The following is a 23,655-nucleotide window of genomic DNA, read 5'->3' as shown; positions in this document are numbered from 1 at the left end:
TCTGTTTTAGGTCGATAATTCCATTGTTGCCATAGTAACTTTCTCGTGATTAAAAAGCTACTTTTTGATTATCTCTCTCCACAGAATACCATTAACTATCTGAAAAATTAGTGCTGTTTTATACTTTATCCTGAAACAGTAGATTCAGCTTGCAAATCGGCAATTAGTTGAGCTAACTGCTCGCTACTTGCCTGGTAAACGTTGCCGCAAAAGTCGCAAGTTGCTTCAGCACCATTATCTTTAATAATCATATCTTGTAGTTCAGCTTCTCCCAAAATCTTTAGTGCCCCCAAAACACGATCAAAAGAACAACCACAGTGGAAGCGCAGCATTTGTCTTTCAGGAAAGATTGCCAGCCCCATGTCTCCTAGCAGGTCGCTGAGGATTTCAGTCAAAGTCTTCCCAGCTTGCAACAATGGGGTAAATCCTGCTAGGCTAGCTACCCGTGATTCCAAGGTTTTTACTAAGGCTTCGTCTCTGGCGGCTTTGGGTAACACTTGTAGCAGTAATCCTCCAGCAGCCGTTACTCCACTTGCTCCCACGAAGACACCTAAAACTAAAGCTGAAGGTGTTTGTTCAGAATTCACCAGATAATGAGCCACATCATCGCCAATTTCGCCAGAAACTAGTTCTACAGTACTAGAGTAAGGGTAACCATAACCGATATCCCGCACAACGTAGAGGTAGCCGCCACCCACCGCACCACCAACGTCTAGCTTACCTTTGGCATTAGGAGGTAATTCCACAGATGGATTTCCCACATACCCGCGGACTGTTCCATCTAAACGTGCATCTACCAATATGCCACCTAAAGGCCCATCGCCCTTCACCCGAACATTGACCCTCGACCCAGTTCGCTTCATGCTAGAAGCCATCAACAAGCCCGCCGCCATAGTCCGACCCAGTGCTGCCGTTGCCACATAAGAAAGCTTGTGGCGTCCCCGTGCTTCTTCTGTTAAACGTGTGGTAATCACACCTACGGCACGAATCCCACCTTCGGCTGCTGTTGCACGAATTAACTGATCCGCCATGAAAAACCTTACATTTCTTAACAGTTCACTTTTTCTATTCTAAGTTCTCTGCTGGTAGAAAAGTGACACCATAATAACTAGTGATTGTATTTGCAATATTAGAAATAGCGATGTCTCACCTTTAGGTAATCCGATAAAAATGCTGGGTAATTTTCAACAAAGCCAACTGCGGATCGAAATAGAAGCACCAACAGATGCAATTCGTGACAGTCTGCTGCATCCGGTGCAACTAGAAAAATGGCTCTTAGGGCAACGCTTTGCGCCAGGAATGCCAGAGGAACTGCTTCCCGGATTCCAGTTTACTACCTGGACTGGGCCAGTCTCGATTCATCATCAAGTAGACGTTGTAAAATCCAACTGTCTCCGTTTGCTACTGAGTGGAGGCATTGACGGGTTTCACGAATGGTACTGGGGAGAAGGTTGGGTACAATCCCGCTTGGAAGGAATTTCAATTTTGCCCTTGAATTTGGGTCAAACCCTGAGTTTGTTAAGCTTGCGTCAGTTTTTGGCAACTCAAGGGCGTTGAATTGACTGGACGTGAAGGGATTGGGCATGGGGCAATTCAATTTTGGATAATGGAATTGATGATAGCGCAGCGTAAAGCCTGCGGCATGGCAACTCTTAGAGACGCTACGCGTAGCTTGCTTCCCCGCAGGGGTACGCTTAGAGCGAGTCCGCGTCCCTTGCGCGTCTCATAAGAGAGCGTCTTTTAGATTAAATTTCAATTCTTTAATCCAAAATCGTTCGACTGAGCAACTTGCCTTGAGCGCAGCCGAAAGGAGCCGAAGTCTAAAATCTAAAATTCTTACTCCCCAGTCCCCAATCCCCAGTTTTCTCAAGAACTAGAAATAATACCTGCAATAATTTTTACAAGCACCGATAAATCTTCTGGAACTTGATAGCGTTTTTGGTCTTGAGTCACCTGACGATTCGCACGATGATAAAGTCCAAAACGCCAGTCTTCACCAGTCGTAACGGCTCCATATAGAAGTTCAGATGTGGATTTAGTCTATCGGTCAAGTGCTATTAATTCAACAGCGAGTTGAGTAAATCCTCTAACTAAATCTGATTGTTTGGCTTCGATGACTAATAAATTTTGAGGTGCTGCAATATAGTAGTCGAGAGTCCTTTTCAGATAGTCGTTGACAGCAATAGAATATTCTATATTGAGTTTCTGATTAGTTAAACCGCATACTTCAAACAAAATTGGACTAATTAAAAGGTTTCTTTATTAAGTTAATTAGGCGGTTATTACATGAGTCGTTTAACTCATGTTAAATAAGCATAGGCAAAACCTTACTCCAGGTCCGCCTGCGCGGACTAGAGAAAAATTCTTGGGCAATGCGTTCTTGGGCGATCGCCACATTAGCATCGCTGGGGTTCAGTCCCGCTTAAAAATAATTTCAATTTAACCCTTGAATTTGGGTCAAACCCTGAGTTTGTTAAGCTTGTGTCAGTTTTTGGCAACTCAAAGACGTTGAATCGATTCAACGTGGAGACAAAGAGGATTTTCCTTGTATGTGTCTCTATGCCTATTCTCAATCAGCCTACAAATCTGTCAGCAGCCTTGCTTTTCTCAAAATAAATGTGAGAACAGTCTCTTCTTTAGAAATAATGTCGGCTGTAACTTCCATACCAGGTTGAATCGCATAAGATTGATTGCCCTTAATCAGATCAAATCTATCGGGCTGGATTGTGATCTCGTAGTAAGGTGCAGCAGGAATATTACTGTTAGATTGAGGTATAATCGCATCGGCAGTAATACCTCTAACAGCACCATTGAGTATGCCATAATCGGGGTACGGATAGGCAGAAAGCCGCATTTGGACTTTCCCTTGAGTACATTTTGTGACTTGTACAACTTTACATACTTTTACCTTGGTAATATCAGAAGCGGCAACACGGGCTTTGATTACCAGAGGAGCATTACTAGGGGCAATTTGAGCGATTACATCCCCAGCCTTCACAACTTGCCCAGTATTTCTTAATTCCAGTCTCAGAATAGTACCTGCCTCTGAGGTTCGAATTACAGTTTTTTGCAGTTCCGTGAAGACTCGTTTGAGTTCTTGTTGAGCGTTGCTAGTTTGGTTTTGGATTTCTATTTGACGCCTGATGATTTCTTGTCTGTCTTTGTTCAATGCCGCCAGGGTAGATTTACCCTTTGTCAATTCTTGGGCAATGCGTTCTTGGGCGATCGCCACAGTCGCATCACTGGGATTGAGTCCAATTTTGCTACGTTCCAATCTAGCAAGTGCAGCTTTAAAATCTTGTTCTTTTTCCTTAATTTCGCCTTCAGGGATCACTCCAGTGTTAGCTAGCCCCTTATATCGGTTCAGTTTATCCCTAGCTAACGCCACAGAGGCTTGTGCTTCGTCCACTTCTGTCTGACTTGTAATTCCCCTGTCTCGATAATCTCGTTGGTTGCGACTCAAGTCTGCTTTTGCAGATGTGATCGCCTGTTGCATTGCATTGGACTCAGCAGTGACTTGAGTTTCTAAGGCTTTTAGTTGTCCATTGATCTGCGATCGCTGTAACTGATTTTGCTGGATATTTCCGAGTATTTCGTCTTTTCTACTTTCTAATTCGGAGTTATCGATCACTGCGATCGCATCTCCCTTTTTTACAACCTGATTTTCCTTCACCTTGATGCTTCTGATTGTTCCCTCAGATGATGCTTGCACTAACCGTATTTCGCCGGTTGGGCGGACGGTAGCATCAGCTTTCACTATTATGTTGTATTTAAAGACACTAGCAAGGCTGAAGGCAGCGCCAATACTTCCAATTAAAAATATCCCTCCCAACCTTGTCCATATGCTGATTGGCGGAAGATATTCGTCGTTTTCGACTAGGCGGATAAAGTCTGGTTGGGGGTCAATGAACATGGATGCTAAAAAACATTTTGGTTGTGTTAATAATCTAGCAAAAAAATCTACCTAGTCTTAGGGTGACGACCAAGATTTAGGGATATCCAAAAAATAAAAGCTCTCTTTCGTTTCAATCAGATTTTTGGCAAAATTCCCATAATTTTGGCGTTTTTGCGCTGGAGGGCGAAAGCAACGGCTTTTACTTTTATTACTGATAAGTGCCTTGCTTGGATATAGTTAGTATGTAAATACAAGGTTTCTATACAGTTAAGTCTAAATAATAATTAGCGCATTTTAGTTAGAACACCAAATCTTTATAAATTTTCTATAAAAATTTATCATTTCTTTATTTCTTTATGAACAAGGTATACTAGATAAAGCTTTTTTAAAGCTTTTTTCGCATTAATCAAGAATTAAGCAAACTGAAGCGTATTTATATTAAAAGAAATTATATTTATTCAGATTAACTGTGTATACAATAATTTTAAAATAAGTATTTTTATGTAAAAATACTTATTCAAAGGTACAGAATCCCAGTTTTTTAATTTTCTACTGTTATTTAAGTATGTCCCGTATAAAATTATTGCTTACCTGCTTTATTACATCTTAAATCTGGGCATTTTCGTGCTTTTCTAAGTACTAATACGTAATAAACTTAACTTATATTATTTATGAAAAGATTAAGTTTTTAGAGCGCTATATTATGAACACATATATGATAATTACGTTATCTACGTCTGCGATTTTTTGATAGATAATTAAAAGCTTTTTTTAATTATCTATATATGTATCAAAATATCTATGTAATATTTTTTTGAAGAGGTGTAATAGATATTTATTACAAAATTAGTCGCTTGACCTTTTGAGCAAGAGTCGTATAAGATACTTTTAACGACACGAAACAGTAACTATATATACTTTTTACGTTTATATTTATTACTTTGAAGTGACGTTAATCCCAACAATCAAGCGAGAAGTTAAGATTATGGAAAGCATGTTGTTCACTACATTAACCGCCTACGAAGAAGCGAGTTTGTCTGGTGGTAATCCCCCTAAGCCGACTCCCCCGAAGAAGAAGCATGATTACAAACTAGTTAAATACCCCCAATACTTCTATCCTATTACTGTGATCACTGCTCCGGTCACTCAAATCGCCGTTAATATTAACACTGGTAAGGTTGTCGGCGACCTCACCCAAGCAGCTCAGAACAATAATACCCAAACAGTAAAGTAGGTTAACTGAGGTTTAGTAGAAGGGAAAGAATAAACGTAAAGACACGATTAACCGCGTCTTTAGTAGGATGAAGTGTCTTAAACAAACTATCCGATTAGAATCGGTTAATTTGCTTTTTGGCAAGCAATCAACTGTATTGATTATCGCAAGATATCCTAGTATAGATTTATTATTACCCAGTACTTTTCTTCAACAAAGTTAACAAAGGCTATCAACGGTTGCTAATAGGCAACTGTTGATAGACTTATTTAGTGCTTTTCCTAAAGATACTACTCACCTTGAGTAATCAAGTAGGGAAATAAACGTTACTACTTGATAAATTGACCATATCCATGTTTAATCACTCTCCGCAGAGTAAAATCTAAAACACTTTTATATTCAGGGTTTTGCCTATTTGGCATCTTTTCAGGGTTTCTATCAATATTAGCAGGTTAGGTTAACTAGAATTATGAAAACTACTCAAATCTCCCCAATGTTTATATCCCTGACTAAAACTGAAGAAGCAAGCCTGTGTGGTGGTAAAAGCTCGATAGTTTTTAAGCAGGTTTCTCATAATCATAATGTTATTGAAGTTAAGAGATCAACTGGGAAATCAGGAGTAAAGAAACAAACAGTTCAATCAACATTAACTACAAAAGTTGTGAAAACTACCAAAAAAGAAAAAATTCCACAGGTAAAACTATTTGACTCTCTATCCTTCCTACTAAATTTTGATTGGTTTTGATTAGTAGTGATAGTAAAACCAAACTGTTGGTCAAATTTTTAACCACGCAGGGACGAAACCCTGCTATTTTTTTTTGAGTTTTTTCACGATGTTATTGGGTACTGGAGTATAAAATGAAATACCAAGTTGTTACACAACATAGTGAAGAAGATTGTGGAGCTGCTTGTCTTGCTTCCATTGCAAAACATTATCGGCGTAACTTAACACTAAATCGCATCCGGGAAGCAGTAGGCACCGGGCAACTTGGAACAACATTGTTGGGATTGAGGCGGGGAGCCGAGGCACTTGGTTTTAATGCGCGTTCGGTCAGGGCATCAAAAGAAATATTAGACCGAATGAACCAAGCACCACTGCCAGCAATCATTCACTGGAAAGGCTACCACTGGGTTGTTTTGTATGGTCAGAAAGGCAAGAAATATATAATTGCCGACCCAGCCTTTAACATCCGTTATGTCTCTAGAGAAGAATTAACGGAGGCTTGGTCAGATCAAGTGATGCTTTTACTAGAGCCAGATTCGGTTCGCTTTTATGCTCAACCGGATGAGAAAGTCAAGGGTCTTTGGCGCTTTATGCAGCGTGCATTGCCTTATGGAGGCATAATATTCGAGGCTATTCTCTGCTCTATAGTTATCGGTCTGCTTTCATTAACGTCTCCTTTCCTGCTTCAAATTCTAACGGATGATGTACTAGTTCGAGGTGATACCAAGCTTCTTGGTGGTGTGATTATTGCGGTTATAGTAATGAATTTGGTGTCAAGTAGTCTGCAACTAGTTCAATCTAACCTGATTGCCCATTTTGCCCAACGGATTGAGTTAGGGCTAGTTCTGGAATTTGCTAGGAAAATTCTGCGCTTACCTCTGGCTTACTATGAATCACGTCGCAGTGGCGAGATTGTTAGCAGATTGCAAGATATTGAACAAATTAATCAGCTAATTTCTCAAACAGTTATCAGTCTGCCTACCCAATTGTTTATCGGAACGATTTCTTTGGGTTTCATGGTGTTCTATAGCTGGAAACTCACCTTGCTTGCCTTCGTTATTGCGATTGTCATGAGTTTATCTACGGTTGTGTTTCTACCCACACTTCAACAAAAAATCAGAAGTATATTGGTCTTAGACGCAGAAAACCAGGGCATTCTCGTTGAAAGCTTTAAAGGCGCGCTGACACTCAAAACTACTACTGCTGGTCCTCAATTTTGGGAAGAATTTCAGAACAGATTTGGTCGGCTAGCAAACAAAACATTTAGCACAATTCAGATTGGAATTATTAACAACATCTTTTCTGGGTTAGTTTATGCTATTGGCAGCGTTAGTTTAATTGGTTTCGGCAGCATCCTAGTTATTAGTAAGGAACTCAGCATTGGTCAACTGCTGGCATTTAACGGGATGAATGGGAATTTTTTGGCATTCATCGGTAGTGTGCTTGGATTTATAGATGAATTCATGCGTGCCAAAACTGCCACCGAACGCTTAACAGAAGTTATCGATTCCACATCTGAAACTCAAGGCGATACTGACAAACCCTTTGCTAAAATTCCTAGTAATGCAAATATTATTTGCACAAATCTAAACTTTCACTACGCTGGCAGGCTAGAGCTACTGGAAGATTTTTCCCTTTTGATTCCTGGCGGTAAAGTTGTTGCCCTCATTGGTACATCCGGCTGTGGAAAAAGTTCTCTCGCTAAACTGATTGCTGGATTATATACACCTAATTCTGGTAACATCCGCATTGGGATTTATAATCTGCAAGACCTAGCCCTTGATTGTTTGCGGCAACAAGTTGCTCTCGTTCCTCAAGATGCTCATTTTTGGAGTCGCTCAATTATTGAAAACTTCCGCTTAGGTTCTCCTCACCTCACCTTTGAGCAAATTGTCGCCGCTTGCCAAATTGCTGAGGCAGACGATTTTATTAGTAAACTACCTGAAAAATATCAAACTGTATTAGGTGAATTTGGGTCAAATATTTCTGGGGGACAACGGCAAAGACTGGCTCTAGCAAGAGCCATCGTTAACGATCCACCAATCCTGATTTTAGATGAATCAACTGCTGGACTCGATCCAGTTAGTGAAGCTCAAGTTTTAGATCAACTGTTGTTGCAGCGCCAAGGTAAAACCACGATCCTGATTAGCCACCGTCCTAGAGTAATCAACCGTGCTGATTGGATCGTGCTACTAAATCAAGGCAAGTTACAAATTCAGGGGACTGTGGAAGATTTGCGATCGCAACCCGGCGACCATTTATATTTTCTCAACCCTTAAATTATTTTTAATCTTCGGCAGATAGCACTTGCTCAACTGTTAATTCTAACTTTGGAAAAATTTGAGACTGAATGCGATCAGTACCAAAAAACTCTACTGGTTCGTATAGTTCTTCAATCAATGTGAAGACAGTCACTTTGTTCGTTAATGGATCGACAATCCAATATTCTGGAATATTTAGAACGTTATACTCAACTCGCTTGGCTCGATAGTCTACGGTCTTTGTTGATTCGCTGACGACTTCTACCACCAACAAAGGAGGTGATTTGTTGAGTTCAATAACTGCTTCTCGGTTTCTCAACTCCCGCCACTGAGGCATGGAATCACAACGACATCTGGAATTCTCGATGTATCCCATCTGCAAGCACGGGGGGAACGAACACCGATAACCATTTGTTTAGAAGTCCAATCCAACTTTAGCCAGAGAATTTCTGCTCGAAAGCAAACATTAATAAATTCTGTTACCGCCCCATGTTGTCCACTTCCTAGACTCATGGGAATTAGTTTTCCACTCACCAATTCGCAGCGGGTATCAGTGCCATCATCATATTTCAGGTATTCTTCAAAGGTTAGTTTTGGGGTGGTTATAGTCATTGCTTCCCTTTGTGAATTTTTACCTTGGCTTTACCACCAACACCGAACAATTAGCCTCTTCCACAACTTGACTGCTAACAGAACCTTGGACAATTCGCTTCATCCCAATCAACCCACGACTGCCAATTATAATCAAGTCAGTTTTGTGAATATTGGCAAGGCGAATAATCTCTTCGGCAGGATCACCAGTTACCAGTTCTAACTCACAAGTGACTGATAACTTTTCCTGATAGGATTGCAGTTGTTTTTCAATATGAAAATAAGAAAATGTTGGGGACTCTGGCTGAGGACGATCAGCGGGTAGTTCCATCTCTGACTCTGGCGTGGGAAACACATGACACAGAATAACCTTGGCATCTTTTGACAACGCCAAATTATCTAAAGTCTGAATTACTCGTTCTGCTATTTCCGAACCGTCCAGAGCTACCACAATATTCTTTAGCACCGCTCTCGTCTCCTAAAAAGTAGACCCCTTACATAAGTATCTAGCAAAACTTGTTGCCAGCTACACTAAATTAATTTCCCATCTGCCTACTTAGTTTATATATTCGAGGCTGCGTTATAGGTCGGTTTCACTCACTTTAACGTTAGTGCATTGTAGCAACTAGCGTAGAGAATATTTTCGCCAGTTATTTGGGGAGGGTAACTCTCCTCTGAACTGCTCACTGGCTTACTATGCAGGTAACTCCTTCCTTAATAAACCACTGGATTAGGTGGGCAATGCCCAACTTGTAGACGCCCGCCAAAAGGCTTAAAGCAAGGTAGCAAGTGGCGTGCGTAGACGCAAAGCGGTAAGCCAAGGGGATCTCCACGCCACTTGACGCCAGTCGCCTCAAGTCGGGAAACCCGCCCACAGCGCTGGCTCCTTTATGCCGGGGAACCCATCCACCGCAGTGGCTCTCCATAAGCAACTGGCGCACCCGGAGGGCTTGTCGTCAGACATTGCTGTCCAAACTTTTATTTGGAACCTATCGAGTGATTTTTGCCAACAGTATTAGAAAAAAATTAACCATTCCAAATCACTATTCTTGCTGAATACGGCGTCGGACTGAATCAGCATGGGAAGGTAAGCCCTCTGCCGTTGCTAGCACATCAATGGCACTAGCCACGTTTTGCAGCGCGGCTTGGGAGTATTGAATAATACTGGAGTGTTTCAGGAAAGTTTCAACCCCTAATGCTGAGGCATAGCGGGCAGCGCCAGAAGTTGGCAAGGTGTGGTTAGGGCCTGCCAAATAGTCTCCTACAGCTTCTGGTGTGGAGTAACCTAAAAAGATTGCCCCAGCGTGGCGAATCTGTGGTAGTAGTGCCCAAGGGTCTTTTACTTCTAATTCTAGATGTTCGGGGGCAAATTCATTTGAGAGTTCTGCTGCTGCTTGGAGCGATTCTACAAGAACAATCAACCCATAATGAGCGATCGCCTTTTCTGTGTCTATTCGCCGTGGGTGATCCACTAGCTGTCTTTCTAAGGCTAATTGCACGTTTTTTGCCAAAGCAGCATCTGTGGTCAGCAAAATTGCTGCTGCCATTGGATCGTGTTCGGCTTGGGCCAGCAAGTCAGCAGCTACATGCACCGGATTTGCCGTTTCATCGGCAATTACCAGCACTTCGCTAGGACCTGCCAAAGAATCAATGCCGACGATGCCGTAGACAAGTTTTTTCGCTAAGGTGACATAAATGTTACCAGGCCCAGTAATTACATTCACTTTCGGAATCGTTTCTGTGCCATAGGCTAAAGCAGCGATCGCTTGTGCGCCTCCAATACGATAAATTTCTTGTACTCCTGCTTCTTGGGCAGCTACCAAGACTGCTGGGTTAATAGCACCCCCTGAACCTGGTGGTGTTACCATCACCACGTGGGGTACAGCAGCAACATGAGCCGGAATTGCATTCATCAGCACTGTACTGGGATAGGCGGCGCGACCACCAGGCACATACAACCCGGCTCGGTCTACGGGGGTGTAACGTTTGCCCAGCACTATTTCATCGTCGCCGAAGTGTACCCAGCTTTTGGGTACTCGCTGACGATGAAACGCTTCAATTTGGCGGTAAGCTAGCCGAATTGCATCAAGCAACTCCTTTGACACCTGCTGATAGGCTGCATCTAGTTCTGAGCCTGTAACTCGGAGTTCTTCTGCTTTCAGGGTTTGTTTGTCGAATTCGGCTGTGTAATGCAATACAGCTTTGTCGCCTTGGCGCTTCACTGCTTGCAAAACTTCCCGCACCGTTGCTTCTTTGTGAACCACCTGTTCGTCATGGGTGCGATCGCAGATCCGTTGTAGTTCTGCTCTGACGTCTGCCTGCTGAGTAATGATTCGCAGCATGGAGTAAGGACAATGCCAAAATTATAATATTGCCACCTGAGATTTAGTATTGCTCTTGACCCACTGGGGTGTGCAAGCTGACTCTAATTCTCTTCTCTAGCTTAACCTGGATTTTTTTGATACTCTCAAGGCTGCCAGCACTTGGTTTGCTTGAGAAGGCGATTTAATTGCTCAGTCCGACAAACCTTGCTAGGCTTGAGGCAGGAAGCAGGCGTGCCATTTCCCGTTACCTTTATGCCCTTCCCCTCACTCCTTGCGGGTGCAGGTGGTGTGTTTGCACATCCAAGCCCCCGGATTTACAGGGGGTAGGGTCTGAGTATAATTTTTACTTATTTTCCTAACTTTTTAGTAGTTAACGTGTGTACAGACACCATATGTCGGTTCTCTACTTGGAAATCCCTGGAATTTAGCTCTTTACAATTCTTTGCCTCTAACAATACATCCGCTTTATGGACAGATTATTATATTTATTGGCAATCACATTGCTTAACCAGGTTGTGGTGAGTTAGGGTGACTATTTAATTTTATGTACCTTATTTTAACGCATTTCCTAAATTGACGACACACTGAATTGGGGACGGGGAGATGAGGAAGCAGGGAAAGAAGAACTATTGATTATTCATCCATGCTCCATGCCCAATACCATAATTTTTTTAGGAAATTATGGTATTGGCAATTTGGATGCTATATTAGTAAATCTAGTAGTATGTGTACATAAATAATAGTATTTTTGGAATTGACTGTGGCGAATACAAAGTCTGCTCTCAAGCGTGCCGAAATCGCAGAACGTAACCGACTGCGTAATAAAGCTTACAAATCAGCAGTAAAGACACTGATGAAGAAATACTTTAATGCTGTAGCTGCCTATACAGCTAATCCTACCCCAGAATTAAAACAAGAAGCACAGGATCGGTTATCGGAGGCTTACGGTAAAATCGATAAAGCGATCAAACGGGGTGTCCTTCACCCTAACAATGGAGCAAGGAAAAAGTCAAGATTGGCTCACAGACTAAAACCTCTCACACAAATAGTTGGGTAGTCATTGGTCATTTGTCCTTAGTCATTGGTCATAAAGCAAAGAGACAAGTCTGAGCGTCGGCTGACGACGATAGCGCCGCCTGTTCTCTACGAAAGGCGGCGCCAAGGAGTCCGCGATCGGATGGCTTTGGCATCCCCAAGGGTACAGAACTTCTCTTACAAATGACGAAGGACAAACAACAAAGGACAAAGAATGCAACTGATAGACACGCACGTTCATCTAAACTTTGATAGTTTCCAGCCCGATTTAGCAACAGTGCGATCGCGGTGGCAAGAAGCAGGTGTAGTGCGTTTAGTACATTCCTGTGTTCATCCGGAGGAGTTTACCAGTATTCAATCCATAGCCCAAGAGTTTCCCGAAATCAGCTTTGCCGTGGGATTACATCCTTTAGATGCTGATAAATGGAATAGCGAGACAGCCGAGAAAATCAAAACTTTAGCGAGTTCTGACTCGAATGTGGTAGCAATTGGGGAAATGGGGCTGGATTTTTACAAAGCTGATAACTATGAGCATCAGCGCATGGTGTTTGAGTCGCAGTTAGCGATCGCATCTGAACTCAACTTACCAGTGATTATCCACTGCCGTGACGCTGCTGCCCAAACCAGAGAAGTGTTACAAAAGTGGCAGAAACTTAAGGGAGAAAGAGTGCGGGGCGTCATGCATTGCTGGGGAGGAACGCCAGAAGAAACTCAATGGTTTCTCGATTTAGGCTTCTACATCAGCTTTAGCGGAACAGTAACGTTCAAAAACGCCAAAGTGATCCAATCCTCAGCTGCGATGGTGAGTAGCGATCGCCTACTGATTGAAACAGACTGCCCATTTCTGGCCCCAGTTCCCAAACGGGGCGAGAGGCGCAACGAGCCTGCCTACGTGCTTTATGTAGCCGAGCAAGTAGCTAAACTGCGTCAGGAAACAGTAGAGGCGATCGCCCATCAAACCACCCAGAATGCCTGTGAATTATTCGGTCTGTCAATATAAAGTGGGCTTTAATCTTTTTTATTCAGTTGTGCTAAAAAAAATAAAACTCTAGGGGGACAAAAATATGATACTATTATTGCCTCAAAAACATTTTGCTTGCGCCATAATGAGAAAGGAAGGAAGCTAAAATTTCTGATCCTAATTTTCCGTGCTGTTATCGGCTTGGCCATGCTCCAAATCTCTACAAGCGGATGCTCTCCACACATGACTAACCGTGCCAACCCAGGTTGAGCTAAACTTTTGCACAACATCAGCTTGGTGTGTATTGAACATATTCAAAATCGTTAAACAAAATTGCCTTGTGAGTACAATTCAGCAAAATGAAGTGATTCTGATTCAAAGCCGACAAGGTACGGATCATTCCCTCAGTCTTAGGATATCTAGGATATTACTGAGAGTATAAATAGCGGGGTGATTTAAGACACACCGTCTAGAGCTGCGTCAGCAAATTAACGCGCTTTTTGGAGGGGAAATGAAGAAAGTAGATAAAACTCAGGAATATCTCAACTGTATATTCTTCTTAAATCAAGACTATAGTGAGTTTTTGGCGTCTGAGTACCCGATTAGGGTACCCCTTGTGCAAATTGCTCATTCCAGCTTTAATCGCTGCGTTTGCCCACACCTGTAAATAGCAGAAGAAGTTCCCAAACTAGCTAAGGACACTGGCTAGCAATGGGAAGCGTCAAACAGCAGTGTCCAAGGGAAAATGTTACCAGGTTGACAAAGGAAGAGGCATGACTAAAGAAACATATATGGAACCCGCCTTTCTGTTGCCCGACTTGATTGAAATCCAGCGGTCAAGCTTTCGCTGGTTTTTGGAAGAAGGGCTGATAGAAGAACTTAACTCCTTTAGTCCTATTACAGATTATACGGGCAAATTAGAACTGCACTTTTTGGGTCATAACTACAAACTCAAGGAGCCAAAGTATAGCGTCGAAGAAGCCAAACGGCGGGACAGTACCTATGCCGTTCAAATGTATGTCCCTACACGCCTGATTAACAAAGAAACAGGGGAAATCAAAGAGCAAGAGGTATTTATTGGGGATTTGCCTTTGATGACTGATCGCGGCACGTTTATTATTAACGGAGCCGAGCGGGTAATTGTCAACCAAATAGTGCGATCGCCAGGGGTTTATTACAAATCAGAAATAGACAAAAACGGGCGACGGACTTATTCAGCTAGCTTAATTCCCAACCGGGGAGCATGGCTGAAATTTGAAACAGACCGTAACGATTTGGTGTGGGTACGCATTGACAAAACCCGCAAACTCTCAGCGCAGGTACTACTAAAAGCTTTAGGGTTATCAGACAACGAAATCTTTGACGCCTTACGCCATCCAGAATATTTTCAAAAAACCATTGAAAAAGAAGGGCAATTCTCTGAAGAAGAAGCCCTGATGGAGTTATATCGCAAACTGCGTCCTGGTGAACCACCCACAGTCTTAGGTGGACAACAGCTCTTAGACTCTCGTTTCTTTGACCCGAAACGTTATGACCTTGGTCGCGTCGGACGGTACAAACTCAACAAGAAATTGCGCCTTTCTGTCCCAGACACAATGCGGGTGTTGACTGCTGGCGATATCTTGGCAGCTGTGGATTACCTGATCAACCTGGAATATGATATTGGTAACATAGATGACATTGATCACTTAGGTAATCGGCGGGTGAGAAGCGTCGGTGAATTGCTGCAAAACCAAGTGCGGGTAGGCTTAAACCGACTAGAGAGAATTATTAGGGAACGGATGACCGTATCCGATGCAGAAGTACTAACCCCCGCTTCCTTGGTGAACCCGAAACCACTGGTAGCAGCAATTAAAGAATTCTTTGGTTCCAGCCAGTTAAGTCAGTTCATGGATCAAACCAATCCCCTAGCAGAACTGACCCACAAACGCCGTCTGAGTGCCCTTGGCCCTGGTGGTTTAACCCGGGAACGGGCTGGGTTTGCCGTACGGGATATTCATCCTAGTCACTATGGACGCATTTGCCCCATTGAAACCCCAGAAGGCCCGAACGCCGGGTTGATTGGCTCCTTAGCAACCCATGCACGGGTTAACCTGTACGGCTTCTTAGAAACGCCATTTAGACCTGTGGAAAATGGGCGAGTCAGATTTGACCTGCCTCCAGCCTACATGACAGCCGATGAAGAAGACGACCTGCGGGTTGCTCCTGGAGATATTCCTGTAGATGAAACCGGGCACATTATTGGACCGCAAGTGCCAGTCCGCTATCGCCAAGAATTTTCCACCACAACACCAGAACAGGTGGACTACGTAGCAGTATCTCCAGTACAAATTGTGTCGGTAGCGACCAGCATGATTCCCTTCTTGGAGCATGATGATGCTAACCGAGCGCTGATGGGGTCGAACATGCAACGGCAAGCAGTACCCCTGCTGAAGCCAGAGCGTCCTCTGGTGGGTACAGGTTTGGAAGCGCAAGGAGCAAGAGACTCTGGGATGGTGGTTGTATCGCGCACCGATGGCGATGTCACCTATGTGGATGCCACAGAAATTCGCGTCCGTCCTAAACCTAGCACCTCAGAAATTAAGTACACCCTTTCCAAGTACCAACGCTCAAACCAAGATACCTGTTTAAATCAGAAACCTCTCGTCCGTATTGGTGAACGTGTTGTTGCTGGTCAGGTGCTAGCTGATGGCTCCTCCACCGAAGGCGGTGAATTGGCGCTAGGACAAAATATTGTAGTTGCTTATATGCCTTGGGAAGGCTACAACTACGAAGACGCAATATTAATTTCTGAAAGACTGGTACAGGATGATGTCTACACCTCAATTCACATTGAAAAATATGAAATTGAAGCTAGACAGACAAAACTGGGGCCAGAAGAAATCACCAGAGAAATTCCCAACGTCGGCGAAGACGCCTTGCGTCAGTTGGATGAACAGGGAATCATTCGCATTGGAGCATGGGTAGAAGCTGGTGATATCTTAGTAGGAAAAGTCACACCCAAAGGTGAATCTGACCAACCGCCAGAAGAAAAACTGTTGCGGGCTATTTTCGGTGAAAAAGCCCGTGATGTGCGGGACAATTCTCTGCGAGTACCAAACGGTGAAAAAGGTCGCGTAGTTGATGTGCGCTTGTTTACTCGTGAACAAGGTGATGAACTGCCACCAGGAGCCAATATGGTAGTCCGAGTATATGTTGCCCAAAAACGCAAAATCCAAGTTGGTGACAAAATGGCAGGACGCCACGGTAATAAAGGGATTATTTCTCGGATATTACCAGCGGAAGATATGCCTTATTTGCCCGATGGTTCACCAGTGGACATTGTACTCAACCCCTTGGGTGTACCCAGTCGGATGAACGTCGGACAAGTATTTGAGTGCCTCTTGGGTTGGGCTGGTCAGACCTTGGGAGTGCGATTTAAGATTACTCCCTTTGACGAAATGTACGGTGAAGAGTCATCCCGCCGAATCGTGCATGGCAAATTGCAAGAAGCACGAGACGAAACAGGCAAAGACTGGGTATATAACCCAGATAATCCAGGCAAAATCATGGTGTATGACGGTCGTACAGGCGAACCCTTTGACCGAGCAATCACTATCGGTGTGGCTTACATGCTGAAGCTGGTGCATTTAGTGGATGATAAGATCCACGCCCGTTCCACAGGCCCATACTCACTGGTGACTCAGCAACCCTTGGGTGGTAAAGCACAACAAGGTGGTCAGCGGTTTGGAGAAATGGAAGTGTGGGCATTGGAAGCCTTTGGTGCGGCTTACACCTTACAGGAATTGCTCACAGTTAAATCTGACGATATGCAAGGACGGAATGAAGCGTTAAATGCGATCGTAAAAGGTAAGGCAATTCCTCGACCTGGAACCCCAGAGTCCTTTAAGGTGCTAATGCGCGAGTTGCAATCATTGGGGTTAGACATTGCCGTACACAAGGTAGAAACCCAAGCAGATGGCAGTTCCTTAGATGTGGAAGTCGATTTAATGGCAGACCAATCAGCCCGTCGCACACCTCCTCGACCCACCTATGAATCTCTTTCTCGCGAATCGTTGGAAGATGACGAATAATTCGTAATTGATGATGACGCTCTCTACGAGACGCTCTTGCTAGCAAGATGCCCGTAGGAGTACGCAAACTCGCTAACGTAATTCGTAATTGAAGATAAATTTAATAATCTGTAGTTCGTAATTGAAGAAAAATAGTGAATTCAAAACTACAAATTACTACTTCTTAACTACGAATTGCGAATTCCGTTGGTGTAGCCTGCGTGCGATCGCCACTATTACGAATTAGAAATTGTTAATTACGAATTACGAATTACGAATTACGAATTAATTATGAGACCTGCCCAAACTAATCAGTTTGACTACGTAAAAATCGGCTTGGCTTCCCCTGAACGCATTCGCCAGTGGGGCGAGAGAACATTGCCCAATGGTCAGGTAGTCGGTGAAGTCACCAAACCAGAAACAATTAATTACCGAACTCTCAAGCCAGAGATGGATGGCTTATTTTGTGAGCGCATCTTTGGGCCGGCGAAAGATTGGGAATGCCATTGTGGTAAGTATAAAAGAGTTCGTCACAGAGGTATTGTCTGTGAGCGCTGTGGGGTAGAAGTCACCGAGTCACGGGTGCGTCGCCACCGCATGGGCTATATTAAGCTCGCCGCACCAGTAGCTCACGTCTGGTATCTCAAAGGCATTCCTAGCTATATTTCCATCCTATTAGATATGCCTTTGCGGGATGTCGAGCAGATTGTCTATTTCAACTCTTATGTTGTCCTGAGTCCAGGTAATGCCGAAACTTTAACTTACAAACAACTACTGAGTGAAGACCAGTGGCTGGAAATTGAAGACCAAATTTATAGCGAAGATTCTCAGCTACAGGGTGTAGAGGTAGGTATTGGTGCTGAAGCACTGCTACGCTTGCTTGCCGATATTAATTTAGAGCAAGAAGCCGAAAGCTTACGCGAAGAAATTGGTAACGCCAAGGGACAAAAGAGAGCCAAGCTAATTAAGCGACTGCGGGTGATTGACAACTTCATCGCCACTGGTTCCAAACCAGAGTGGATGGTAATGGCAGTTATTCCCGTGATTCCCCCCGACTTGCGCCCAATGGTGCAGCTAGATGGCGGACGGTTTGCCACTAGCGATTTAAATGATTTGTATCGGCGGGTGATTAACCGCAACAATCGTTTGGCACGCTTGCAAGAAATTTTGGCACCAGAGATTATTGTACGGAACGAAAAGCGGATGCTGCAAGAAGCAGTGGATGCTTTGATTGACAATGGTCGGCGGGGACGCACTGTGGTAGGGGCAAATAACCGACCCCTGAAATCTTTGTCCGACATTATTGAGGGTAAGCAAGGACGTTTCCGACAAAACTTGTTAGGTAAACGGGTTGACTACTCTGGACGTTCTGTTATTGTTGTCGGCCCAAAGCTGAAAATTCACCAATGCGGTTTGCCTAGAGAAATGGCGATTGAGCTATTTCAACCATTTGTGATTAACCGCCTCATTCGTAGCGGCATGGTAAATAATATCAAAGCTGCGAAAAAGCTGATATCCCGCAATGACCCCAGTGTTTGGGATGTGCTGGAAGAGGTGATTGAAGGACACCCTGTGATGCTAAATCGGGCACCAACGTTGCACCGCTTGGGTATTCAGTCTTTTGAACCAATTTTAGTAGAAGGTAGAGCGATTCAACTGCATCCTCTGGTATGTCCAGCCTTTAACGCCGACTTTGACGGCGACCAAATGGCAGTACACGTCCCGCTGTCGTTAGAAAGTCAGGCTGAAGCGCGGTTGCTGATGTTGGCTTCTAACAATATTTTGTCACCAGCCACGGGTAAACCTATTATTACGCCCAGCCAAGATATGGTGTTGGGGGCGTATTATTTAACAGCAGAAAATCCCGGTGCGACAAAAGGTGCAGGAAAGTACTTTTCTTCACTAAATGACGTAATTATGGCTTTCCAGCAAGAGCAAATTGACTTGCACGCCTATATCTACGTGCGGTTTGACGGTGAAATAGAATCAGACCAACCGGATACAGAACCCGTGAAAGTGACGGAAAACGATGATGGTAGCCGGACATTACTTTATAAGTTCCGCCGAGTTAGACAAGACGCTAAGGGTAATGTACTTTCACAGTATATATACACAACTCCTGGTCGCGTTATTTACAATAATGCCATTCAGGAAGCACTTGCAAGCTAAAAGTAAGGAGTGAAAAGTTAGGAGTTAGGAGTTTGTAATTAATAACTCCTAACTCCTAACTCCTAACTATTAATTTGAGGACTAATGACTAAATGACTAACGAAAAAATGATTTTTCGCAATCGGGTGGTTGACAAAGGTCAACTGAGAAATTTAATTTCTTGGGCCTTTACGAATTATGGGACGGCGCGAACCGCAGTAATGGCGGACAAACTAAAAGATTTGGGATTTCGCTACGCTACCAAAGCAGGGGTTTCCATCAGTGTAGATGACTTGATGGTGCCACCAACTAAGCGATTGCTGCTAGAAGCAGCCGAAGAAGAAATTCGCGCCACAGAAACCCGTTACCAACGGGGAGAAATCACTGAAGTAGAACGCTTCCAAAAGGTAATCGATACTTGGAACGGCACCAGTGAAGCCTTGAAAGATGAAGTTGTCGTTCACTTCAAGAAAACTGATCCCCTAAACTCCGTATACATGATGGCATTTTCCGGAGCACGGGGTAACATTTCTCAAGTCCGGCAATTGGTGGGTATGCGGGGACTGATGGCAGATCCTCAAGGGGAAATTATCGATTTGCCCATCAAAACCAACTTCCGTGAAGGACTAACTGTGACGGAATACATTATTTCGTCTTACGGTGCCAGAAAAGGATTGGTAGATACTGCCTTGCGAACGGCTGACTCTGGTTATCTTACCCGCCGATTGGTGGATGTATCGCAGGATGTAATTATTCGGGAATTTGACTGCGGCACCACCAGAGGCCTTAACATTCGACCAATGACAGAAGGTGCCAAAACCTTGATTCCTCTAGCAACTCGTTTGATGGGACGGGTAATTGGCGAAGATGTAGTGCATCCAGTCACAAAAGAAGTGATTGCACCGCGCAATTCCCCAATTTCTGAGGACTTGGCGAAGAAAATTGAAAAATCTGGGGTGGGAGAAGTTGTGGTGCGATCGCCCCTAACTTGTGAAGCTGCACGTTCAGTGTGTCAACACTGCTACGGCTGGAGTTTAGCCCACGCCAAAATGGTGGATTTGGGCGAAGCAGTAGGAATTATTGCCGCCCAAAGTATCGGCGAACCTGGTACCCAGTTAACCATGCGGACATTCCACACAGGTGGTGTGTTTACTGGGGAAGTCGCGCAACAAGTTCGTTCTAAAATCGATGGGACTGTCAAGCTTCCCCGCAAACTGAAAACCAGAACATATCGTACCCGCCACGGAGAAGATGCTCTGTATGTTGAGGCTAATGGCATCCTGCTTTTGGAGCCAACAAAAGTAGGTGATGTTACCCCAGACAACCAAGAGGTTCATCTTACTCAAGGTTCAACACTATATGTATTTGATGGAAATAAGGTAAAACAAGGTCAGTTGTTGGCAGAGGTTGCCCTCGGTGGACGCACAACTCGGACTAATACAGAAAAAGCAGTAAAAGATGTCGCCTCTGACTTGGCAGGGGAAGTGCAGTTTGCCGAAGTAGTTCCAGAACAAAAAACCGACCGTCAGGGCAATACTACAACCACAGCCGCACGCGGTGGCTTGATTTGGATTTTGTCTGGGGAAGTTTATAACTTGCCGCCTGGCGCAGAATTAATTGTCAAAAATGGTGATGCGATCGCCTCGAATGGAGTTTTAGCAGAAACCAAGTTAACCACTTTGCACGGCGGTGTGGTGCGCTTGCCCGAAGCTACTCCAGGAAAAAGTACCAGGGAAATAGAGATTATTACCGCTTCTGTAGTCTTAGACCAGGCAACGGTAACAGTCCAAAGTTCCCAAGGTCGCAATAATTACTTAGTTTCCACTGGCAATAACCAGGTATTTAACCTCCGGGCTACACCAGGCACAAAAGTGCAAAATGGTCAAGTGGTAGCTGAGTTAATTGATGACCGCTATCGCACAACCACTGGTGGATTCCTGAAATTCGCAGGTGTAGAAGTCCAGAAAAAAGGCAAAGCCAAGCTGGGTTATGAAGTCGTGCAGGGCGGTACCCTTTTGTGGATTCCCGAAGAAAGCCACGAAGTTAATAAAGATATCTCCTTGCTGTTGGTAGAAGACGGTCAATTTGTGGAAGCTGGCACCGAGGTAGTAAAAGATATTTTCTGCCAAAACAGCGGTGTGGTAGAAGTCACCCAGAAAAACGACATCCTGCGGGAAGTGGTGGTTAAGCCAGGGGAACTGCTAATGGTCGATGATCCAGAAGCAGTCATCGGGCGAGATAATACCTTCATCCAACCTGGCGAGGAATTTCAAGGCAGCGTCGCCACGGAATTACGCTATATCCAGTATGTGGAGACACCAGAAGGGCCCGCCCTGTTAAGTCGTCCAGTAGTTGAGTTTGCCGTACCGGATAATCCGGACGTGCCATCAACTACATCAGTAAGTCAAAAAACTGGGCGTTCGATTCAGTTGCGGGCTGTGCAGCGACTACCTTACAAAGATTCGGAACGCGTCAAATCTGTTGAAGGTGTGGAACTGCTGCGAACCCAGCTAGTGCTGGAAATTGAGCAAGAAGGGGAACAAGACCACAATGCTTCGCCCCTAGCAGCAGATATTGAATTGGTACAGGATACTGAAGACCCAGAAGTTCAGCGCTTGCAACTGGTGATTTTGGAGTCCTTGGTAATTCGTCGAGACATTACCGCTGATGCCACCCAAGGTAGCACTGAGACAACACTTGAAGTCCAAGATGGGCTTACCATCGCTCCTGGATCTGTAGTAGCACGGACCCAAATCTTGTGTAAAGAAGGGGGGATAGTGCGGGGCGTGCAAAAAGGAACCGAAAACGTGCGTCGCTGTTTGGTGTTACGTCACACCGATATGCTCACAACCAATACTAGTACTCAGCCCAAAGTAAAAGTAGGTGACTTGCTAGTAGAAGGTACAGAAGTTGCTCCGGGATCTTTTGCCCCAGAATCAGGGCAAGTAGTGGATATTAAAAGTGCCGCTGCTGCACCTGGTGGGGAATCAGCTCTGAGTACTAAAAACTACGTTATTACTACCCGCATCGGTCGCCCTTATCGGGTCAGCCCTGGTGCTGTGTTGCAGATAGAAGACGGCGATTTGGTACAACGAGGTGATAACTTGGTGTTGTTGGTGTTTGAACGCGCCAAAACCGGAGATATTATTCAAGGTTTGCCCCGAATTGAGGAACTGCTTGAAGCTCGTAAACCGAAAGAAGCGTGCATTTTATGTCGGCGGGCGGGTGAAGTTAAGGTAGTTTACGGCGATGGTGATGAAGCGATCGCCATCAAGGTCGTAGAATCAAATGGCGTGGTTACAGATTATCCTCTAGGACCAGGACAAAATTTGATTGTGCCAGATGGAGCGACTGTGTTAGCGGGACAACCGTTGACAGATGGTCCATCCAACCCCCACGAAATTTTGGAAATTTTCTTTAGCCTGGGTTCCGAAGACGGAGTTTATGCTTGTGCTAGCTATGCTTTGCAGAAGGTACAGACATTCTTGGTGAATGAAGTGCAAATGGTGTATCAATCTCAGGGAATTGATATTTCTGATAAGCACATTGAAGTGATTGTTCGCCAGATGACTAACAAAGTCCGGATTGATGATGGTGGTGACACCACAATGCTTCCTGGCGAATTGGTGGAACTGCGCCAAGTCGAGCAGGTGAACGAAGCTATGGCAATTACAGGCGGTGCTAGGGCACAGTATACCCCAGTATTGTTGGGTATCACCAAAGCATCGTTGAATACTGACAGCTTTATTTCTGCTGCATCCTTCCAAGAGACAACACGGGTACTCACCGAAGCAGCCATCGAAGGTAAATCTGACTGGCTACGTGGATTAAAGGAAAACGTGATTATCGGGCGATTGATTCCGGCTGGTACTGGGTACAATACCTATGATGAACCCGGTGCGATCGATGATTATGCTGCTGAGATTAGCAGTGGTGTCTTGGATGAAGTTGATGATCCCCTGGATATGGTCTTAGATGACCGTACTGCTCGCACCTATAATTTAGATTCTCCTACTCTTGGAGAATCTGGTTTTGGTAGCAGACGTGCAGAAAGGTCAGTTTTAGATGATGACGATGAATTAATCGCCGATGAAGTAGCAGACGAAGACGATTTCGAGGAAGAAGAGGAGGACGAGGAAGATGATTTCGACGAGGAATAGAGACTTGAAATTTTGCGTCTCTATTAAAAGGTAAAAAGTAAAAAGGCAAAAGAAGATTTTCTTTTGCCTTTTTATTTTGCTTTCTAAAAACACATTTTTAAATCCTCAAGATTCTGATTTTTGGCTTCCTACCTAGTAGTGATTTTTCAAACTAGTTTTGATTGATGCTTTGTAGTCAGGACTTTATACCAATTCACGAAAACCCTGATACAGATAGATTTCTTGTAGGGGCATTGCAATGCCATGCCCTTACCAACGTATTTGTATAATTATTAAAGTGAAATGGTATTA

General features: G+C 44.1%; 17 protein-coding genes. 9 read left to right on the top strand and 8 right to left on the bottom strand.

Going from position 1 to position 23,655, the window contains the following annotated elements:
* Positions 1 to 125: 125 nt before the first annotated feature.
* Positions 126 to 1,031: an Hsp33 family molecular chaperone HslO gene (gene hslO / locus V7K49_RS29565; RefSeq protein ID WP_335070539.1), complete on the bottom strand. Its 906-nt coding sequence runs from the start codon at positions 1,029 to 1,031 to the stop codon at positions 126 to 128.
* A gap of 139 nt (positions 1,032 to 1,170) precedes the next feature.
* On the opposite strand from hslO, the gene V7K49_RS29560 reads away from it, so the two are divergent.
* Positions 1,171 to 1,557, top strand: a complete 387-nt coding sequence (locus V7K49_RS29560) for a hypothetical protein (RefSeq protein ID WP_334976313.1) — start codon at positions 1,171 to 1,173, stop codon at positions 1,555 to 1,557.
* A gap of 483 nt (positions 1,558 to 2,040) precedes the next feature.
* Here V7K49_RS29560 and V7K49_RS29555 read toward each other — a convergent pair whose 3' ends face one another.
* The gene (locus tag V7K49_RS29555) at positions 2,041 to 2,235 is read right to left on the bottom strand and encodes a hypothetical protein (protein ID WP_335208799.1); all 195 of its coding nucleotides are present in this window, start codon (positions 2,233 to 2,235) and stop codon (positions 2,041 to 2,043) included.
* A 343-nt stretch (positions 2,236 to 2,578) separates the two neighbouring features.
* Positions 2,579 to 3,913, bottom strand: a complete 1,335-nt coding sequence (locus tag V7K49_RS29550; protein ID WP_335208798.1) for an HlyD family efflux transporter periplasmic adaptor subunit — start codon at positions 3,911 to 3,913, stop codon at positions 2,579 to 2,581.
* Between the two features lie 967 nt (positions 3,914 to 4,880).
* Between V7K49_RS29550 and V7K49_RS29545 the strand changes: the two genes are divergently transcribed.
* The 3 genes from V7K49_RS29545 to V7K49_RS29535 all read left to right on the top strand — a co-directional run bounded on the left by V7K49_RS29545 (position 4,881) and on the right by V7K49_RS29535 (position 8,111).
* Positions 4,881 to 5,129 (top strand): hypothetical protein, encoded by a 249-nt coding sequence (locus V7K49_RS29545; protein ID WP_335208797.1) that lies wholly within the window; start codon positions 4,881 to 4,883, stop codon positions 5,127 to 5,129.
* 448 nt (positions 5,130 to 5,577) lie between these two features.
* Complete coding sequence (locus V7K49_RS29540; protein ID WP_335208796.1) at positions 5,578 to 5,853, top strand: hypothetical protein; 276 nt, start codon at positions 5,578 to 5,580, stop codon at positions 5,851 to 5,853.
* 113 nt (positions 5,854 to 5,966) lie between these two features.
* Positions 5,967 to 8,111, top strand: a complete 2,145-nt coding sequence (locus tag V7K49_RS29535) for a peptidase domain-containing ABC transporter (protein WP_334871019.1) — start codon at positions 5,967 to 5,969, stop codon at positions 8,109 to 8,111.
* A 7-nt stretch (positions 8,112 to 8,118) separates the two neighbouring features.
* On the opposite strand, the gene V7K49_RS29530 is transcribed toward V7K49_RS29535, so the two are convergent.
* From V7K49_RS29530 to hisD, 4 genes are all read right to left on the bottom strand, one after another.
* A complete protein-coding gene (locus V7K49_RS29530) occupies positions 8,119 to 8,430 on the bottom strand; it encodes a Uma2 family endonuclease (protein WP_334871021.1) in 312 nt (103 codons plus the stop codon).
* Positions 8,409 to 8,705: a Uma2 family endonuclease gene (locus V7K49_RS29525; RefSeq protein WP_334871023.1), complete on the bottom strand. Its 297-nt coding sequence runs from the start codon at positions 8,703 to 8,705 to the stop codon at positions 8,409 to 8,411. Before V7K49_RS29525 ends, V7K49_RS29530 begins: the two co-directional genes overlap by 22 nt.
* A gap of 19 nt (positions 8,706 to 8,724) precedes the next feature.
* Positions 8,725 to 9,150 (bottom strand): universal stress protein, encoded by a 426-nt coding sequence (locus V7K49_RS29520; protein ID WP_335208795.1) that lies wholly within the window; start codon positions 9,148 to 9,150, stop codon positions 8,725 to 8,727.
* A 577-nt stretch (positions 9,151 to 9,727) separates the two neighbouring features.
* The gene (gene hisD / locus V7K49_RS29515) at positions 9,728 to 11,026 is read right to left on the bottom strand and encodes a histidinol dehydrogenase (protein ID WP_334874633.1); all 1,299 of its coding nucleotides are present in this window, start codon (positions 11,024 to 11,026) and stop codon (positions 9,728 to 9,730) included.
* Between the two features lie 742 nt (positions 11,027 to 11,768).
* On the opposite strand from hisD, the gene rpsT reads away from it, so the two are divergent.
* Both rpsT and V7K49_RS29505 read left to right on the top strand, forming a co-directional pair.
* The gene (gene rpsT, locus V7K49_RS29510; protein WP_334874635.1) at positions 11,769 to 12,065 is read left to right on the top strand and encodes a 30S ribosomal protein S20; all 297 of its coding nucleotides are present in this window, start codon (positions 11,769 to 11,771) and stop codon (positions 12,063 to 12,065) included.
* Between the two features lie 192 nt (positions 12,066 to 12,257).
* Positions 12,258 to 13,043 carry a TatD family hydrolase gene (locus V7K49_RS29505; RefSeq protein WP_335208794.1) on the top strand — a complete coding sequence of 262 codons (786 nt, stop codon included), beginning with the start codon at positions 12,258 to 12,260 and terminating at the stop codon, positions 13,041 to 13,043.
* Positions 13,044 to 13,181: 138 nt separating this feature from the next.
* Here V7K49_RS29505 and V7K49_RS29500 read toward each other — a convergent pair whose 3' ends face one another.
* Complete coding sequence (locus tag V7K49_RS29500; protein ID WP_334874639.1) at positions 13,182 to 13,316, bottom strand: hypothetical protein; 135 nt, start codon at positions 13,314 to 13,316, stop codon at positions 13,182 to 13,184.
* A gap of 461 nt (positions 13,317 to 13,777) precedes the next feature.
* Between V7K49_RS29500 and rpoB the strand changes: the two genes are divergently transcribed.
* The 3 genes from rpoB to V7K49_RS29485 all read left to right on the top strand — a co-directional run bounded on the left by rpoB (position 13,778) and on the right by V7K49_RS29485 (position 23,364).
* Entirely contained in the window at positions 13,778 to 17,077 is a 3,300-nt protein-coding gene (rpoB, locus tag V7K49_RS29495) for a DNA-directed RNA polymerase subunit beta (protein WP_335208792.1), read from the top strand.
* Positions 17,078 to 17,347: 270 nt separating this feature from the next.
* The gene (locus V7K49_RS29490) at positions 17,348 to 19,225 is read left to right on the top strand and encodes a DNA-directed RNA polymerase subunit gamma (RefSeq protein WP_334874643.1); all 1,878 of its coding nucleotides are present in this window, start codon (positions 17,348 to 17,350) and stop codon (positions 19,223 to 19,225) included.
* 92 nt (positions 19,226 to 19,317) lie between these two features.
* Positions 19,318 to 23,364, top strand: coding sequence for a DNA-directed RNA polymerase subunit beta'' (locus tag V7K49_RS29485; protein ID WP_334874645.1), 4,047 nt, complete (start codon positions 19,318 to 19,320; stop codon positions 23,362 to 23,364).
* The last annotated feature ends 291 nt before the right edge of the window (positions 23,365 to 23,655 follow it).

Origin of the sequence: Nostoc sp. (genome assembly GCF_036919675.1) — a bacterium.
In the GTDB taxonomy this organism is placed as follows: Bacteria; Cyanobacteriota; Cyanobacteriia; order Cyanobacteriales; family Nostocaceae; genus Nostoc.
The sequence above is the reverse complement of the archived record's forward strand: the minus strand, read 5'-3'. Positions and strand labels throughout refer to the sequence as shown.